The sequence below is a fragment of the Streptomyces sp. XH2 genome (genome assembly GCF_049725035.1).
Lineage (GTDB): Bacteria > Actinomycetota > Actinomycetes > Streptomycetales > Streptomycetaceae > Streptomyces > Streptomyces roseoverticillatus.
Window position 1 is genome coordinate 332,246 of sequence record NZ_JBMMMZ010000001.1, and the last position, 15,149, is coordinate 347,394.

Genomic DNA, 15,149 nt, shown 5'->3' on the forward strand with positions numbered 1-15,149 from the left:
CGGCCTCCCTTCGCCCGTCGGGGCGGCACCGGCCCGGCGGACGGCCGCGGGGTGCGCGCCGCCGGTCCGGGCACTTTGAGCGGATCGTAGCCGCTGTTCATCAGTCCACGGCGTCGCTGGTCGCCGCATGGTCTACCAGGGCACGACCCGGCCCTGGTGATCGACGAAGTGCAGGCCGGGCTTCCCCCGGTGGCGTTCGATCGTCTCCGCCACCCCTGGAATGCTCTCCTCCACGCTGAGATCGGCATGGGGCCCGCCGAGTTCGGTGCGGACCCAGCCCGGGTCCATGAGCAGCAGTGTCCGCGTGTCCTCTGCGTGGCGGGCGGCGTAGCTGCGCATCAGCTGGTTCAGTGCGGACTTGCTGGCCCGGTACAGGTCCTGTCCGCCTTCGGTGTTCAAGCTGATGCTTCCCTGGCTGGAGGACATGACGCCGATGGTTCCGGTCGGCGCGACCAGCGGGCGGAGGGCCTCTACGACACGCATCGGGCTGAGGGCGTTGGTGACCATGACTTCGGTGAACATGTCCGTCGGAACCTCGCCGACCGGGATGTCGCCACGGGTGATGGCGGCGTTGACGAAGAGCAGGTCGAGCGTGCGCTGTGCCAGGCGGTCGCGCAGTGCCGAGATCTGCTCCGGATCGGTCATCTCCAGCGATTCGATGGTCAGCCGTCCTCCGGATGCTTCGGCCAGGTCGTGCAGGGCGGTGCGCCGGCTGCCGCGGACCGTGCCGATGACGTCCCAGTCGCGACGGAGGTATTCGGTGGCGAGCCCGAGGCCCAAGGTCCGTGAGGCTCCGATGACGACGGCGGTCTTGCGGGTGTTATCCACGTGATTCCTCAAGGATTGAGAAGGGAAGGACTGAGAATGGATCGAGGCGATCACCCTGCAAGTCTCCGAGCGGTCCGGCCGGGCGTCCAATACCCTTCGGATCGCATTGATACCGTGACGGCATGGATCTGGACCTGCGCAAGCTCCGCTATTTCGTCGCGGTGGCCGAGCACCGGCACTTCGGCCGGGCGGCACAGGCGCTGTTCATCGCACAGCCGGTCCTCAGCCGGCAGATCCGCGCGTTCGAGCAGGAGCTGGGATGCCCGCTGCTCACCCGGACCACGCGCAGCGTTGAGCTGACCCCCGCGGGACAACAGCTGTATGACGAGGCGTCAAGGATCGCCGCGGTGGTGGACGGGGCGCTGCAGCGCGTGCAGGAGGCCCAGCGGGGTGAGCAGCGGCTCGTCGTCGCCTTCTCGCCCGGCCTGCACGTGTCGGACGCGATCCGGGCGTTCACGGCGAGCCGTCCGGAGGTCGTCATCGATGTCTTTCCGCTGCGCTGGTGGGAACGGGACGCACCGCTCCGCGACGGCCGCGCGCACGTGGGATACCTCCGGCGCCCCTTCGACGACTCGGGGCTGCGCACCGTGCCCATCGGTCACGAGACCAAGGTCGCGTGCCTGCCGGTGACGCATCCGCTGGCCGGCCGGCGCACCCTCACGTCGTCCGATCTCGGCGGTGAGCCGGTCCTCGACGGCAGGACGCGGCGGGTGACCTCACTGGAGGAGAAGTTCGAACTCATCGCCTCCGGGCAAGGCATCGCACTCGTCCCGGTCAGCATCGCGAACTCGTACTCCCGCCCCGATCTCGTCTACCTGACCGTCACCGACGCCCTGCCCGTGGAGACCTGCCTGACGGTACCGGAGAGCAACTGCCCGGGCCTCGCACCGGACTTCCTGGACGTCGCCACCGCGACGCTGCGCCGGCGCACCGGCGGTTCGAGCGCCACCCCCATGCCACGGCCTTCTTCGTGAACCCGGCGTCGTGGAACCCGGAATCTCGTCGCGGAGTTCGGGATCACCACAAACATCACTCTTTCGTCAGCCGCTGGATGGCCTTGAGGGCCCGTCCGGCCCCGTCCTCGGTCGCCATGTGCTGCGCCGCTCCCGCAGCGGCTCGTGCGTAGGTCTGCTGCTTCACTGCCCGGGTGAGCGAGTCGGCGAGTCGTTCGGCGGTGAGGGACCGGAAAGGGATCGGGTCGGTGGCCGCGCCGAGTGCGGCAAGTCGTCCCGCCCAGAACGGCTGGTCGGCGGTCACCGGCACGGTGACCGCGGGAACTCCGGCACGCAGCGCTGCGGCCGAGGTTCCCGCTCCGGCGTGGTGGACGACCGCCGCCAGCCGCGGGAACAGCAGGGCGTGCGGTACGTCGCCGATGGTGAGCACGTCGTCGCCGTCGGCCGCGAGCCCGGCACTGCCTCCTTGGAGGATTCCGCGCAGTCCGGCGCGGCGCAGGGCTCGTACGGCGATCTCGCTCAGCCGTTCCCCGTCCCCGGCCGCCATGCTCCCGAAGCCGATGAGGACGGGCCGGGGCCCGGCGTGAAGGAAGTCCTCCAGTTCGGTGGGGAGCTGTTGGGCCGCATCGTGGTGGGGCCACCAGGTGCCCACGACCTCCAGGCCGGAACGCCAGTCGGAGGGGCGGGTCACCAGTGCCGTGCTGAAGCCGTGCAGGACGGGCCAGTTCGCCTGCTCCTGCCGGCGCCGCATGACGGAGGGAGAGAGCGGGGGCAGCTGGAGGCGGTGGCGCAGCTCGGTGACCGCCTGCTCGAAGACGCGGTCGGCCATGCGGAGGGCGAAGCGTCCGGTTGCGCGGTTGGCGAGGCGGCCCAGTGAGCGGGAGCTCGTGACGACGGGCGGGAAGTCGCCGGTCGGTGCGGTGGGCTGGAGATACACGCCGAGGCTCGGTATGCCCGTGGCTTCGGTGAGGTGCCAGCCGAGCGGGGCCGTGGTGGCCGACAGCAGGAGCAGTTCCGTGCCGTCGTCCACCGCGTCGGCGAACCCCTGGCCCAGTTCGGTGATGAAGGCGGCGGCGGTGCGCATCAGTTCACGTTTGTCCGTGATGTCGCCACGCGCCCGTGTGTCGCCGGGGAGGCTGCGGAATTCCAGCCCTGCGGCGCGTACGAGGGGTGCGAAGGCCTCCGTGGCGGCGAGGGCGACGTCGTGCCCCGCCCGGCGCAGTGCGGCGCCCAGGCCCGTATAGGGCGCGACGTCACCGCGCGATCCGGCCGCGGCGATCAGAATCCTCATCGATGCTCCTCGGGGTCGGTGGGGCCGCCTGCGTGGCGGGCGGCATTGGCGTGGACCGCCTTGCACAGGTAGGCGGCCAGGCCCGGTCGGTGCTGTGACGGCGGCACGACCAGGGCGAAGGCGCGTGGATCGGCTACGAAGTCGTCCGCGATACGCCGGTGCATGTCGGGTGGGCAGGAGGTGAACCAGCGGGAGATGTGCAGGCGGTGCTCCTCGGCGAGGTCCATGGCCCGCTCGCCGTTGCCCGGCTCCCCGTCGTCGAAGGCCGCGAGCAGCTCCGCGCGCCAGGCAGTGGCTTCTCCCATGAGCCGGCGCCAGTCCTCCTTGGTGTGGGCGGCAGCGCGCGCCATCGCCTCGCGCCGGCCTTCCGAGTGCGCCCATTTCTGCTCCGCCTCGGTGGCGTAGCTCAGGTCGAAGGTGATCTCGCCGAAGACCTCGAAGCGTTCCTGAGGCGTCAGGGACACCCCCGTCTGCTGGACCTCGATGGCTCGTTCCGCCACCTCGGCCAGCCGCTGCAACCTGGCGATCTCCTCACCCAGCTGCCGCTGGCGGGCCCGCAGGTGCTCCACGGCGTTCGCCTGCGGCTCCTTCAAGATGGCGGCGATCTCATCGAGGGAGAAGCCGAGCTCACGGTAGAAGAGGATCTGCTGGAGACGCGCCAGGTCGGCGTCGCTGTAGAACCGGTAGCCGGCGTGGCTGCGCTCGCTGGGCGAGAGCAGTCCCGCCTTGTCGTAGTGGTGCAGAGTACGCACCGTCACCCCGGCGAAAGCCGACACCTGCCCCACGGAGTAGCTCATCCACCTGCCCTTTCGTCGGCATCAGCCTTAAGCCTGACGTAAGGGGAGGGTCAAACCGGCCGCTGTGGTTTCGCGGTTTCACGGGTGAGGACGGGCGACTCGCCGGTCCATGTGCCCGCCGCCGTTCCGGTACGGGAACAGCGGGCCGGGTGGATCCGCCGCGCGGCGGTCGTCAGCCGCCGAGCAGCAGGTAGCCGACGCCGGAGGCCGCCAGGAGACCACCGAGCCCGGTCAGGCGTATGCCCCAGCGATAGAAGCGCCCCCGGCTCGTCCGGATTCCCTCGGCCCGGCCCACAAGCCGGCGGCCCTCAAGGCCGATGGCGGCGGACGACCGGGGCGGAGCGGAGCTCATGGTCGCTCTCCGTGGCTGAGCGAGCCGGAACTGTGACCATGCCAGGTCTTTCGCGGCCACCGGGAGGGATGCACGCTCCGCCTACGCGTGTGAACCTGAAAATGAGGTTAACGGGCGAGAGAGATGGGATCTGGGCCATGAGCTGGCTGCCGAAGAAGAAGCACAAGGAGAGCCATGCCGCCGGGGAAAAGCACCGGCAGCGGGACGAGGCGGAGCGAGCCAGGAAAGCGCGGGAAGAGACGAAGAACGACACCTATAAGACCCCACCCGAACAGGACGTCCTCGGCTGGGGTCACTACCACGACTACCCTCCCGACTGACGAAACCCCTGGCGTCAGAACGTGCATCGACACAGTGGTGGTGCTGTCATGGAGTCAGGGGAACATCCAAGCCGCACCTCACACCTTCCCCGGAGGTGATCTCCGTGGCAACTTTTCAGCTTGGGGAATCCGTAGGCAGGACGAAGGGCTTGACGGGTATCGGTTCTGCAGCGCCTCCCCCGGTCGTCCTCCGGGCACAGCCCGATTCCTACGTTCGCCTGGAGACTCCCGATGAACTCCAGGCTTGGGAAGAGGCCGTTCGCGCCACCACCGGCCTCAGGATCGATGCCAGCGGCATGGCAGGGTCGGCGTCCGAGTCCTGTTCGTGCGGCTGCAGCGACGATTGCTGCGTGGACTGCCCTGAGCAATGATCCTCACCGTGTCCGTCAGGGATGATCTCCACACCCTTGCCGTTCGGGAAGCCGCCGCCCGCCGCGGGTACGCCGATTTCCACATCATGGAGTGCGACCGGATCAGCGGGCGGCACAGCCTGGCGTGGAGTTCTCACGGAGACTCGTCCGCCACGGTTCTGACATCCGATGGCGTTGCCCTGCCGCTGGCCGATGTCTCGGTGCTGTGGTGGCGGAGAATGAGAGCGAATCAGCAAGCCTCGGCTCAGACGGAGGACGAATTTCAGCGTCGTCTGGTCAACAATGATTGCCGTGGCGCTCTCGGCGGGATCCTCGCGGCAGCCTATCGAGGCCTGTGGGTATCGCTGCCGGAGGCGACCGACCGCGCCGCGGACAAGCTGTACCAGCTCTCCGTGGCACAGGACGCGGGGTTCCGCGTTCCGCGGACCCTCGTCTCCCAATCACGCCAGGATGTCATTGACTTCGCTCGGCAGGTGGGACGGATCATCGTCAAGCCGGTGGTCGGTGCGAGCGGCCCGTTGATGTTCACGCAGTACATCGATGATCCCTCTTCCATCCCCGAGGAGTCTTTCACCGCGTGCCCTGCCGTATACCAGGAGTACATCCCCGGCAGGCGGCACGTGAGGCTCAACTGCTTCGGTGATCGCTTCTACGCTGCCTTGATCGAGACGGATCACCTCGACTGGCGCCCTGACTTGAATGTCCCCATCTCCAAGTGGAGCGTCCCGGCGGAAGTGGCCCGGCAGGTCGTTTCGGTGCTCCGGCGACTCGACCTGCGCATGGGGATCATCGACATCAAGCTCACACCGCACGGCGAACCCGTCTGGCTCGAAGTGAACCCTCAGGGGCAGTTCCTCTTCCTCGAGCCGTTGCTGGGAGAACCGTTGGCCGATCACTTCTTCGACTTTCTTCTGTCGAATGCCGAGGCTTCATGACGGCGGGCATGCAGGCCCGCACACGGACCACCGGCCGGCCCGGCTCTCACCGGCAGCAGCGGCGGGCGACTCGAGCCGGTCGGGTCAGGAGCCGCCCTCGCTCCGCTTCCTCTCATCCTGAGCTTTCCGGGGCTCCTTCTCCTTCCGGTCCGCCTCGTCCAGCTCGCGCATGCGGCGGTGGACCGCCTCACGCAGGTTGGGGCCGCCCGGGCCGGCATCACCCGGGGGCTCTCCCTCCGCAGGAGGCTGGGCAGCCTCGCTCGCCCTGAGTCGCTCGACCAGCCGATGCAGCCGGTCCGCGCGGGCCGAGCGGGCCTTGCGGTCCTCACTCATGGCAGGCATCCTCCTGCAGCCGTACGGTGTGCACCCGGCACTACTCAGTAAGTATCCTCCTCGCCTCCCTCCCACGTGCCCTCTGTGATCTGCCCTGCTCGCAGCGCCTGGATCCGTTCCCGCAGAGCCGTGGCACGCGAGCCGGTCGACTCCTTCAGCAGGGCGTTCACACTGCGGGCAGCGGCGAAACCCTCCGACTCCGGGCCACGGGCAGCGATCCGTGCCGCCGTCTTCGTACGGGCATCGACCGCCGAGCGGAGACTGCCGGCGCGGGCCGTCAGTTTGCCCAGATGACGGAAGCGCGGCTCGTCGCCTTCGAACCAGATCTGCTGCCACCAGTGGTCCGTCACGGGATCCCGCCAGCTGATGTAGCCGCCCGGCAGGAGCTGCCGGGGGCCGGGCATCTTTCCGCTGAAGCTGTAGCGGACGCCGGGGGCAGTGACCGGATCATAGAAGTGCGGGGTGATGAAGTCGGACACCAGGAGCCCGTTGACCGTGTACGCGAACCGTGCGTCCTGCGGCGGGTCGGACACCTCGACCAGGAACTCCACCACGCCCTGTCCCTGCTTGGGTGACTGCCCTGCCACCAGGCGGTTTCCCTTGGGGTCGCCCAGCATCTCCAGCATTTCGTGGCTGGTCGTCAGCGACCAGGCGTCGCTGTACTGGATCAATGAGAAGGGCTGTCCGTTCTTGTCCTCGTGGAACCCCTCCACCCCCGGCTCCTGGTGAATGTCGTCCATGACGATCAGCGGCCAGTAGCCGAGAGGCACGTCCTGCAACCGGTCGAACGCGTCGACGGTCGCGGGAATCCCCCAGACCGGGGTGAAATCGCGGGTCGCCTGCTTCTGCAGGGCAGCGGCAACACGGTTGAGCTGGGACGGGGTGATCCGTTCCGTCTCCGACACGAGGGCGAGCTGGGTGACGAGCACGGCGAGGCTCCTTTCGTGGACGACGCCCGAGCTCAGGGCACGGACGTATCAGAGCGTCCCCGCCGTCGCCGTGCGTGACCGGGCGCCCTGCACTAATCAGCCGGACGGAGCAAAGGCCGCCTTGTCCCGGCCGGAAAGCCTCGTGGGGGACGTTGGGCGGTGACGGTCGGCGAGCCCGCCGTCTTCGACGGCCTCGGCAGTCGAGGTGGACCCAGCCACTCAGGCTCCGTGGGATTCATTCCGGCCATCTGGCGGTTCCTCGGCCCTCATGGCCTGATGGCCCCTGGCTCTTCCCTCCGTGAGCTGCAAGGCCGTGGCGGGAAGGGCCGGTTCCGCCGGTGCTCTTCTCCGAGGTGGAAACAGGTGGAAACAGACGGAAACAAGTGGGGCGTCACCGCCTCACGTGACCTGCGGGTGGTCCGCCGATCCGCTCCCGAGCAGGGAGGGTTGCAGGCATCACGGCCGGGTATCCGGAGGCCCACGGGGGAACGCCGGACCCTGCGGACGGGGGTGGCAACCGGTCCACTGTGTGGTGAATTACCGGCCAAATACTGTATATCCCGCCATCGCGGCCAGTCCGACAATAGACATCCGGGAGACGCCGACGCGTCGGTACCAGGCGCGCAGGCGCATGTACCACCACCTCACGACAGCGGAGGGCGCCCTATGGCATCACGCAAAGTCCTGTTCACCTCTCTGACGGCAGCAGTCGCCCTCGCCTGTGCGGCAGGACCCGCGGTCGCGGCCCCCGCACAGGACGCATCCGCGATGGGGGACGTCCCCGGGTGCGTCTCGACGGACATCTACAACGAGGCTTCGGGGCAGGTCGCGTGGGTGTGGAACGCATGCGGCAACACGCAACGGGCACAGGTCATCATCGGCTGGGGGCCGGACAGCGACTGCTTCACCATTCCCCCGGGCTCGGGGGCGGCCTACCACTTCACCTTCGGCAACTACGGCAAGACGGTGACGTGCTGAACGATACGGCGCAGCCGTGAGGGGCTGGTCGAACCGTCGTGTTCGCCCAGCCCCTCCCCCTGCGGTGCTGCCGTCCGGGCCGGCCCCTTCCGGCTTGCGGCCGGCTCAGCCCGTCGTCCGCTCCGGCGGCCCCTCCGTGCCGTACAGCTTCGCCGAGGCGTCGACGGGGTGGGGAGGGGTGGAGATCAGCTCACCCGTCGATCCGCTCAACCGCCGATCCGACACGGAAGGCGCACCGAGGAGACTCCCTCCCTGCGCCGTACGGGTGGCACGGCCCGGACCGGCAGGTCGTGCGGATCACGGCGGGGAAGGCATGGGTCGCATGTCACCGTGAGTGACTGCGGGTGTCCGCGCCCTGAGCGAGGCGGGGTCGCCCCGGCACGTCGAATCCTAGGGCGACACCCCATGCGCACGAGAATCAGCAGGCACCTGGAATCCGTCTTCGCCGAGGTCGCCTTGCCCGCGGAGGCCCTGGAAGCCCGGGCGGCTGCGGCACCGGAAGCGCCGGCACCGCCACCGGGACCAGTCCTTCCGCCCGAGTTCAACTGGCGCGATTACACCATCATGCTGTTGCGCGTTGCCGCGGAGATCGAGCATTCGCTGATGGTGCAGTACTTGTTCGCCGCGTACTCGCTGGGAGGATCCCAGGTCCCCGAGCGCCTCCGTGAGGACGTGCGGCGCTGGCAGGAGGTCATCCTGGGCATTGCGAAGGAGGAGATGGGCCACCTGCTCACCGTGCAGAACCTCCTCGTCGCGCTGGGCGGCTCGGTCAATCTCGGCCGGGAGGACTATCCGTGGGGCACTGATTTCTACCCGTTCCCCTTCACGCTCCGGCGGCTCACCCGGAAATCGCTCGCCCGGTACATCTGTGCGGAGAGCCCTCTCGACTGGACGGGCGAGGAGGCCGAGCGGATCAAGCTCCTGGCGGCCGGCGAGCAGGAGGTGCCGGTGAACCGCGTGGGCGCCCTCTACGAACGGCTGTCCGACATCCTCCGGGACCGGAACCGGATCCCGGAGACCGCCTTCCAGGCCTCGACCCTTCCCTACCAGGCGTCCTGGGACGAGTGGGGCCGCGGGTACCGGCGCGGGGAACGCGCTCGGGACTCCGGAAACGTGCCCGAGACCCTGTCGCCCGATCTGCTCATCCTCCGCGTCGTCTCGCGCGACAGCGCCCTCCGCGCGCTCAGGAACATCGGCGAACAGGGCGAGGCGCTCCCGGCGGCCGACAGCCCGGACGGCGAGGATCGCAGAGACCCGTCCCACTTCAACCGTTTCCTTACGATCTTCCGCGAACTGGAGCAGCTGGACCGTCCGGACCAGGAGGCGGTGGCCCGGCCCGTCGCCGAGAACCCGCGAACCGACCACCGGCTCAACGAAGAAACCATGGCCCTCACGTCCGTACTGGCTGCCGGGCCGGGGCAGCCGCAACCCGAGGTCAACCCGATCACCGACCCCGAGGCCGCCGGCTGGGGCCATCTCTTCAACCTGCGCTACCGCATGCTGCTCACGGATCTCGCGCACGCCTTCCGCCTCGTCGGCCCCCTCGACAACGGCGCCGCCCCGACCGCGCGCGGATCGCTGATCCACCGGGCGTTCGGCGAAATGTACAACCTCCGGGCCATTGCCGGGGCACTGCTCCGGCTGCCGCTCGACCGGGAGAGGTCCTCCGGACTGCTGGCCGGCCCTCCGTTCGAGATGCCGTACGCGCTGGACCTCCCGGCGGGCGACCGCAACCGGTGGCTGCTGCAGCGCGACCTCACCGAGGCCTCGGTGAAGGCCGTCGACACCTTGCTGAGCGCGGCGCCGGCAGCCGAGGGCGAGGCGTACCTCCGCGCGCTCCGCGAGGCGGACATGCAGGCACGCGAGTCCATCGACCGCATCCTGGCCGGGGACTGAGCAGCACGCGACCGCGACCCACCACCGACGAGGAGAGAAGAGGAGAGAACGTGGTCATCAAGGAACTCCGGATTCTCCCGCCCCTGGCGATCGGTCGCCTGGGGGCGGCCACCCGGCCCATGGACAACTACGACGTGCTGCTGGACCCCCGCAACCCGCTGTCCCCGCGGCAGCTGCTCCCTGCCCCGACGTTCGAGGTGGATCCGGGCAGCGGGGCCATCACGTCGGCTGACGCCCCGCCCGTTCTGCGTTTCACCGAGGACGGCGGGGTCCGGCCGGTGGCGCCCTTCCTCGAGGTCTGGGTGCTGACCTCGGTCCCGGGCCGGGACGACGTGCTGGAACCGCTGACCACCGATCTGCTGGAGCAGTACGGTCTCGGTCCCGGGGACGTGCGCTGGTCCGTGCACGTGGCCAATCACAAGATCTACCGGCGCACGGGCAAGAAGACCGACCGGATCGAAGCCGAGGCCGGTCCGTTCCACGACCACGCCGTGCACGCGCTGAACGGCACGTGCGCGAACTTCTGGGAGGGCAAGAAGCTTCCGCTCGGGCACGTCCGGTACATCAGGCCCACACCGGACTTCCCCGGCATCCGGCTGCGCTTCACCCCCGCGGCGGGCCACGTCTACGGCTCCAGCAAGGTGAAGCCGCCACCCGGACCGCCGGACGACCCGAACCTGGTCGATGTCCTGTACAACGCGCAGAAGGGCAGCTGGCTGGGCTACAGCGACGCGGACGTTCCCACCGTGACCGCCCCCGGCGGCATCTATGCCAGCGACGACACAGGGGCCGGCAAGGGCTATCTGGACGACGAGTGCGACGGCCTGGTCAGGGCGGAACTGACCACCGAGGGCACGCGGCTGACCGCCTACGCGAGGATCGGCGCCGGGCCGCCGGCCTACGCTCCGGACAGCTTTCCGGTCCGGTCGGTCGCGGACGAGCTGGAACAGGCCATGTTCGGCCCCACGGCCGACGAGGACGATGCGACCCTGGAAGCGGCCGAGGACGTGGTGCGGCGGGCCTTCGACACCGTTCGGCTGATGAACACCTCGGTGCTCAACGGCAACGCGGTGGTCGGCCTGGTCGGTGCCGCCAACACGATGGCCGCCCAGGACACCGGCGACACCGGGCGCCTCTTCGAGCCGATCATGGCGCCGTCACTGGTCGACCCCACGGCGCTGCTGAATCTGCACCAGCACGTTCTGACCGGCCTGCGCAGCGGAACGGCCCCATGGTTCGCCGACGTGTTGCGCGACTTCGACGAGGTCGGCGACCTGTCCGCCAAGGGGCGGCGCAAGATGCCGGCCCTGATGCGCGGAGCGGACGGCCGCTCACTCGCACTGACCCGCCGCCAGGTCGACATCGTCCGCAAGGTCGCCCGCCGGTCCATCTTCCCGGAGGACGGATCGGGCGGAGCCGCCGCCCCGGACACCGGCCGTCAGGAGCAGGAATGACACAGCCTCAGCCGATCGCCTCGATCCACCCGACCAACCTGTCGGCTCAACTGCACTACCGGGCAGCCGGCAATCCGCCGAGCACCCTGGCGGCATCGGCCATCTCCAACGCCTTCCCCGGGCTCGAATTCGACTTCCGCAACGTCTGGCGACGCATCTTCGAGGGCATCGAGCTGCACGAGGCGGACAACTACGTCGTCCGCGCCGACCCGGAACACCAGAACCTCAAAGGCTGCCGGCTGCTGCGGGTAGGCGGCGAACCGGTGGTCGGCAACCTCACCGGGCCACAGATTCCCGGGAGCGACCAAAGCCTCGCCTCGGCCCGCAACCCCGACGGCGTGGTGATGCTGGAATGGTCCAACTCCCTCGCCGGCGTCCTGGACCGTCACGTCAACCAGAAGGTCCCCTGCGACTTCACCAGCAAGCCCTCTCCCAATCCGGTGGGCATCCCGGAAGACCTTGCCGAGCTGCGGACGGTGGAGCTGACCGTCCGGCCGCTGTTCGCCACCAGCGAGGCGGTGAACGAACGACTGGCCGTGATCGACGAGCGGCTGGTGCAGCCCGGAGACCTCACCAGCAGTCTCTGCTCACCCTGGCAGAACGACTACCGCGAATGCGCCTGCTACTACTGGGCGGCGAGCCGGCCGGACTTCGTCAACGTCGACACCGACGAAGAGGGTCTCAGCGTGGGCAACAACTGGCTCGCGGTGCACCGCGTGCCCAAGGAGTACGTGCTCGACAGGGGAGCAGACACTCGCCTCCTCACATACGACGATCTGTTCCGGGAATGGCAGCAGCAGCTCCGGTTCGTCGTCGGCGGCCGGGACTACCCCGACACCGGCACCACCGACGAGGTCATTCGATGAACCCCTCCCCCACCGGGGCCGCCGCCTGCAACCAGGCCCGCGAGCTGATGGAGTCGTCCGCCCCGGTCAGCCCCGACCTGCACCTGTTGCGCACCGAAGTCGGCTCGCACGCCCTCGTGGTCAACGGCAGCCGCCTGTTCGACCTGGATGCCACCACCTACGCGCTCCTCGACGGCGCCCGGCAGGCCGGGGACGACACCGGGCTCTCCCGGCTGATGTCCGAACTCGGGCTGGACGCGCCGCCGCTGATCGACGACAGGCCGCCCGCCGAGCCGCCGGTGCGCGCACTGTCACTCGCCGTGGCACAGAAGTGCAACCTCGGCTGCACCTACTGCTACGCCCAGCAGGGCAGCTTCGGACAGGCGCCCACCAGCATGTCCACCGAGACAGCACGGAAAGCGGTCGATCTGCTCTTCGGCACCGCCGCACCGGGCGAACGAGTGAACCTCTCCTTCCTCGGTGGCGAGCCCCTGCTCAACCGGCCCGTCATTCACGCCGCCACCGAGCACGCGGTCCGCCTCTCGGACGAGAAGGACCTGCCCGTGACCTTCTCGATCACCACCAACGGCACGACGCTGACGGCCGCGGACGCCGCCTTCTTCGAGGAACACGGCTTCGCGGTGACGGTCAGCCTCGACGGCACCCAGGAGGTGCACGACGCGCTGCGCCCGTACCGGGGCGGGCGGGGCAGCTTCCACAAGGTGATCGCCAATGTGACGCCGCTGCTGGCCGCGCAGCGCCGGATGCAGGTCTCGGCCCGGGTGACGGTCACGCCGGACAACCTCGCCCTGAAGGAGACCCTGGATGCCTTCGTCGAGCTGGGTTTCCACAGCGTCGGCTTCTCCCCTCTGCTCAACTCGCCCAATGGCCGGGGCGAGCTCTCCACCTCCGACCTGGAGGTGATGCTGAGCCAGATGGTCGCGTGCGGCGAGGAATTCGAACGGCAGGTCATCGCCGGCCGTCGCTACCCGTTCGCCAACCTGGTCAATGCACTGCGCGAGCTCCATCACGGCACGCACCGGCCCTATCCGTGCGGCGCCGGGGCGGGGTACCTGGGCGTCTCGGCAGAAGGAGACCTCGCCGCGTGCCATCGCTTCGTGGGCGACCCGAAGGGCACGATGGGAGATCTCAGCCGGGGAGTGGACCGCAACCGCCGGCTGAAATGGCTGAGCGACCGGCACGTACACCGCCAGGAACCGTGCCGCTCGTGCTGGGCACGGTACCTGTGCGGTGGCGGTTGTCATCACGAGGTCATCCAGCGAGGCCGGCCCGCCTGCCACTACATCCGTGGCTGGCTGCACTATGCCCTCGGCGCGTACCACCGCCTGCGCGTCCGCCGCCCCGACTACTTCCAGCAGGTGCCGGCCACCCGGGCACCGCAATGACCCTCCGGGCGAGGCCCGCTGCCACCGCGGCCGTCTCCAGGGCCGAGACCGAGGTGTGTGTCATCGGCGCCGGACCGGCCGGGTCGGTCTGTGCCCGGCGTCTGAGCGAGCTCGGCCACCGGGTGCTCGTCGTGGAACGGCACCCGTTCCCGCGCCCGCACGTCGGCGAAGCGCTGACCCCGGCCGTCCGGCCGCTGCTGCACAGCCTCGGGACGCTTCCCGCGGTACGGGGCGCGGGCTTCCTCGCCTGCACCGAATCGAGCGTCCGCTGGGCGGACGACCTGGTGCGACACGTCCGGCTTCCCGCGAGCGCGACAGGACTCACGGTCTGCCGAGGACGCTTCGACCAGCTCCTGCTGGACGCCGCCCGCTCCGCCGGCGTCGAAGTGCTCCAACCCGCCTTCGCGCGCCGTCCCCGCCGGGAGGCCGGCGGATGGACGGTACCGGTCACAACCCCTGAGGGAGCGCGGCTCCTGCGCGCCCGGTTCCTGGTCGACGCCGCAGGCCGGTCGCGTGTCCTCGGCGGACGCGTGACCCGCACCGGCCCTCGGACCATCGCGCTGCACGCGACCTGGCGCGCCGACCCGTACGAGACCCCGGCAACCCGCGTGGAGGCCTTGCCGGACGGCTGGCTGTGGGGCACGCTCCTGCCGGGCGGGAACTACCGGGCCATGGCCTTCACCGACCCGGAGCGCCTCCGCCGCTCCGGCGTTCGCAAGACCTCTCTCGAAAGCCACTTCCGAAGCCTGCTGGCAGGCTCGGAGCTGTTCGGCGGGCTCGCGAGAGAGCGGCCCCGGGACCTGGTCCGTGTCTGCGACGCGACCAGCTACTTCCATCCCGACCCTGCCGGCGAGGACCACCTCAGCATCGGCGAGGCCGCATTCGCCATCGATCCGCTCTCCTCGTCCGGCGTGGAAAAGGCCCTGCAGAGCGCGATGTCGGGCGCCGTCACCGTGCACACCCTCCTCTCCGAGAACGGTGACCGTACCGCCGCACTGGCCTACTACCGCGACAGCCAGCGGCACTCCGCCGAACAGCACGTGAAGTGGGCCGGCGGACACTACGGGGAACACCGGCCCCATCAGGGCAACGCCTTCTGGCGCCGCCGGGCCCTCCCTCCACCGGCCACCACGTCCGCCCCCGCCTCCCCTACGGACCTGGCCCACCTGATGCACCGGCGACTGCGCCTGACACCTGCCGCCCAGCTGGTGAGCACCCCCTGCGTGGTGGGTGACCAGGTGTCGTTCCGCCCCGCCCTCAGCCATCCCACCCTGGCCCGGCCCGTGGCCTACCTCGGAGGGCTGGCGCTCGCCCCGCTCGCGGAGTCCTTGTCCGGCGAGCACACACTGGCCGAAACCCTACGGGCCTGGAGTCGCACCATGCCGCCCGAGCGGGCCATGGCCATCGCCCGGTGGCTGCACCGGCACGACCTCGTGAGCGTAGCCTGCTGACGGGTTCGCA

15 protein-coding genes are annotated in these 15,149 nt (G+C 69.5%); 9 read left to right on the top strand and 6 right to left on the bottom strand.

Going from position 1 to position 15,149, the window contains the following annotated elements:
* Positions 1–132: 132 nt before the first annotated feature.
* Positions 133–828, bottom strand: a complete 696-nt coding sequence (locus ACOTKD_RS01480; protein ID WP_424886963.1) for an SDR family NAD(P)-dependent oxidoreductase — start codon at positions 826–828, stop codon at positions 133–135.
* Positions 829–950: 122 nt separating this feature from the next.
* Between ACOTKD_RS01480 and ACOTKD_RS01485 the strand changes: the two genes are divergently transcribed.
* Positions 951–1,802 (top strand): LysR family transcriptional regulator, encoded by an 852-nt coding sequence (locus ACOTKD_RS01485; protein ID WP_424886964.1) that lies wholly within the window; start codon positions 951–953, stop codon positions 1,800–1,802.
* A gap of 55 nt (positions 1,803–1,857) precedes the next feature.
* On the opposite strand, the gene ACOTKD_RS01490 is transcribed toward ACOTKD_RS01485, so the two are convergent.
* The 3 genes from ACOTKD_RS01490 to ACOTKD_RS01500 all read right to left on the bottom strand — a co-directional run bounded on the left by ACOTKD_RS01490 (position 1,858) and on the right by ACOTKD_RS01500 (position 4,221).
* Positions 1,858–3,072 (bottom strand): glycosyltransferase, encoded by a 1,215-nt coding sequence (locus tag ACOTKD_RS01490; protein ID WP_424886965.1) that lies wholly within the window; start codon positions 3,070–3,072, stop codon positions 1,858–1,860.
* Positions 3,069–3,869, bottom strand: coding sequence for a MerR family transcriptional regulator (locus ACOTKD_RS01495; protein ID WP_424886966.1), 801 nt, complete (start codon positions 3,867–3,869; stop codon positions 3,069–3,071). Before ACOTKD_RS01495 ends, ACOTKD_RS01490 begins: the two co-directional genes overlap by 4 nt.
* A gap of 172 nt (positions 3,870–4,041) precedes the next feature.
* Complete coding sequence (locus ACOTKD_RS01500; RefSeq protein WP_424886967.1) at positions 4,042–4,221, bottom strand: hypothetical protein; 180 nt, start codon at positions 4,219–4,221, stop codon at positions 4,042–4,044.
* Positions 4,222–4,358: 137 nt separating this feature from the next.
* On the opposite strand from ACOTKD_RS01500, the gene ACOTKD_RS01505 reads away from it, so the two are divergent.
* On the top strand, positions 4,359–4,541 hold the full coding sequence (locus tag ACOTKD_RS01505; RefSeq protein ID WP_424886968.1) for a hypothetical protein: 183 nt from the start codon (positions 4,359–4,361) through the stop codon (positions 4,539–4,541).
* A 367-nt stretch (positions 4,542–4,908) separates the two neighbouring features.
* A complete protein-coding gene (locus tag ACOTKD_RS01510; protein ID WP_424886969.1) occupies positions 4,909–5,847 on the top strand; it encodes an ATP-grasp domain-containing protein in 939 nt (312 codons plus the stop codon).
* An 84-nt stretch (positions 5,848–5,931) separates the two neighbouring features.
* Here the strand turns inward: ACOTKD_RS01510 and ACOTKD_RS01515 are convergent, their stop codons facing one another.
* Together ACOTKD_RS01515 and ACOTKD_RS01520 are read right to left on the bottom strand one after the other, a co-directional pair.
* A complete protein-coding gene (locus ACOTKD_RS01515; RefSeq protein ID WP_424886970.1) occupies positions 5,932–6,180 on the bottom strand; it encodes a hypothetical protein in 249 nt (82 codons plus the stop codon).
* A 44-nt stretch (positions 6,181–6,224) separates the two neighbouring features.
* Positions 6,225–7,109, bottom strand: coding sequence for a hypothetical protein (locus ACOTKD_RS01520; RefSeq protein WP_424886971.1), 885 nt, complete (start codon positions 7,107–7,109; stop codon positions 6,225–6,227).
* A 666-nt stretch (positions 7,110–7,775) separates the two neighbouring features.
* Here ACOTKD_RS01520 and ACOTKD_RS01525 point away from each other — a divergent pair.
* The 6 genes from ACOTKD_RS01525 (at position 7,776) to qhpG (ending at position 15,139) form a co-directional block, all read left to right on the top strand.
* Positions 7,776–8,087 (top strand): hypothetical protein, encoded by a 312-nt coding sequence (locus ACOTKD_RS01525; RefSeq protein ID WP_424886972.1) that lies wholly within the window; start codon positions 7,776–7,778, stop codon positions 8,085–8,087.
* A 405-nt stretch (positions 8,088–8,492) separates the two neighbouring features.
* Positions 8,493–9,983: a ferritin-like domain-containing protein gene (locus ACOTKD_RS01530; protein WP_424886973.1), complete on the top strand. Its 1,491-nt coding sequence runs from the start codon at positions 8,493–8,495 to the stop codon at positions 9,981–9,983.
* A gap of 50 nt (positions 9,984–10,033) precedes the next feature.
* A complete protein-coding gene (locus ACOTKD_RS01535) occupies positions 10,034–11,437 on the top strand; it encodes a hypothetical protein (RefSeq protein ID WP_424886974.1) in 1,404 nt (467 codons plus the stop codon).
* Entirely contained in the window at positions 11,434–12,303 is an 870-nt protein-coding gene (locus ACOTKD_RS01540; RefSeq protein ID WP_424886975.1) for a hypothetical protein, read from the top strand. Before ACOTKD_RS01535 ends, ACOTKD_RS01540 begins: the two co-directional genes overlap by 4 nt.
* Entirely contained in the window at positions 12,300–13,688 is a 1,389-nt protein-coding gene (locus tag ACOTKD_RS01545) for a radical SAM protein (protein ID WP_424886976.1), read from the top strand. Before ACOTKD_RS01540 ends, ACOTKD_RS01545 begins: the two co-directional genes overlap by 4 nt.
* Positions 13,685–15,139, top strand: coding sequence for a flavin-dependent monooxygenase QhpG (qhpG, locus tag ACOTKD_RS01550; RefSeq protein ID WP_424886977.1), 1,455 nt, complete (start codon positions 13,685–13,687; stop codon positions 15,137–15,139). The genes ACOTKD_RS01545 and qhpG overlap by 4 nt, the downstream gene beginning before the upstream one ends.
* The last annotated feature ends 10 nt before the right edge of the window (positions 15,140–15,149 follow it).

Coding starts and splice junctions, on each gene's coding strand:
- ACOTKD_RS01485 (WP_424886964.1), top strand. CDS start 951: ATGGATCTGGACCTGCGCAAGCTCCGCTATTTCGTCGCGGTGGCCGAG.
- ACOTKD_RS01500 (WP_424886967.1), bottom strand. CDS start 4,221: ATGAGCTCCGCTCCGCCCCGGTCGTCCGCCGCCATCGGCCTTGAGGGC.
- ACOTKD_RS01545 (WP_424886976.1), top strand. CDS start 12,300: ATGAACCCCTCCCCCACCGGGGCCGCCGCCTGCAACCAGGCCCGCGAG.
- ACOTKD_RS01540 (WP_424886975.1), top strand. CDS start 11,434: ATGACACAGCCTCAGCCGATCGCCTCGATCCACCCGACCAACCTGTCG.
- ACOTKD_RS01530 (WP_424886973.1), top strand. CDS start 8,493: ATGCGCACGAGAATCAGCAGGCACCTGGAATCCGTCTTCGCCGAGGTC.
- ACOTKD_RS01525 (WP_424886972.1), top strand. CDS start 7,776: ATGGCATCACGCAAAGTCCTGTTCACCTCTCTGACGGCAGCAGTCGCC.
- ACOTKD_RS01505 (WP_424886968.1), top strand. CDS start 4,359: ATGAGCTGGCTGCCGAAGAAGAAGCACAAGGAGAGCCATGCCGCCGGG.
- ACOTKD_RS01515 (WP_424886970.1), bottom strand. CDS start 6,180: ATGAGTGAGGACCGCAAGGCCCGCTCGGCCCGCGCGGACCGGCTGCAT.
- ACOTKD_RS01495 (WP_424886966.1), bottom strand. CDS start 3,869: ATGAGCTACTCCGTGGGGCAGGTGTCGGCTTTCGCCGGGGTGACGGTG.
- qhpG (WP_424886977.1), top strand. CDS start 13,685: ATGACCCTCCGGGCGAGGCCCGCTGCCACCGCGGCCGTCTCCAGGGCC.
- ACOTKD_RS01490 (WP_424886965.1), bottom strand. CDS start 3,072: ATGAGGATTCTGATCGCCGCGGCCGGATCGCGCGGTGACGTCGCGCCC.
- ACOTKD_RS01510 (WP_424886969.1), top strand. CDS start 4,909: ATGATCCTCACCGTGTCCGTCAGGGATGATCTCCACACCCTTGCCGTT.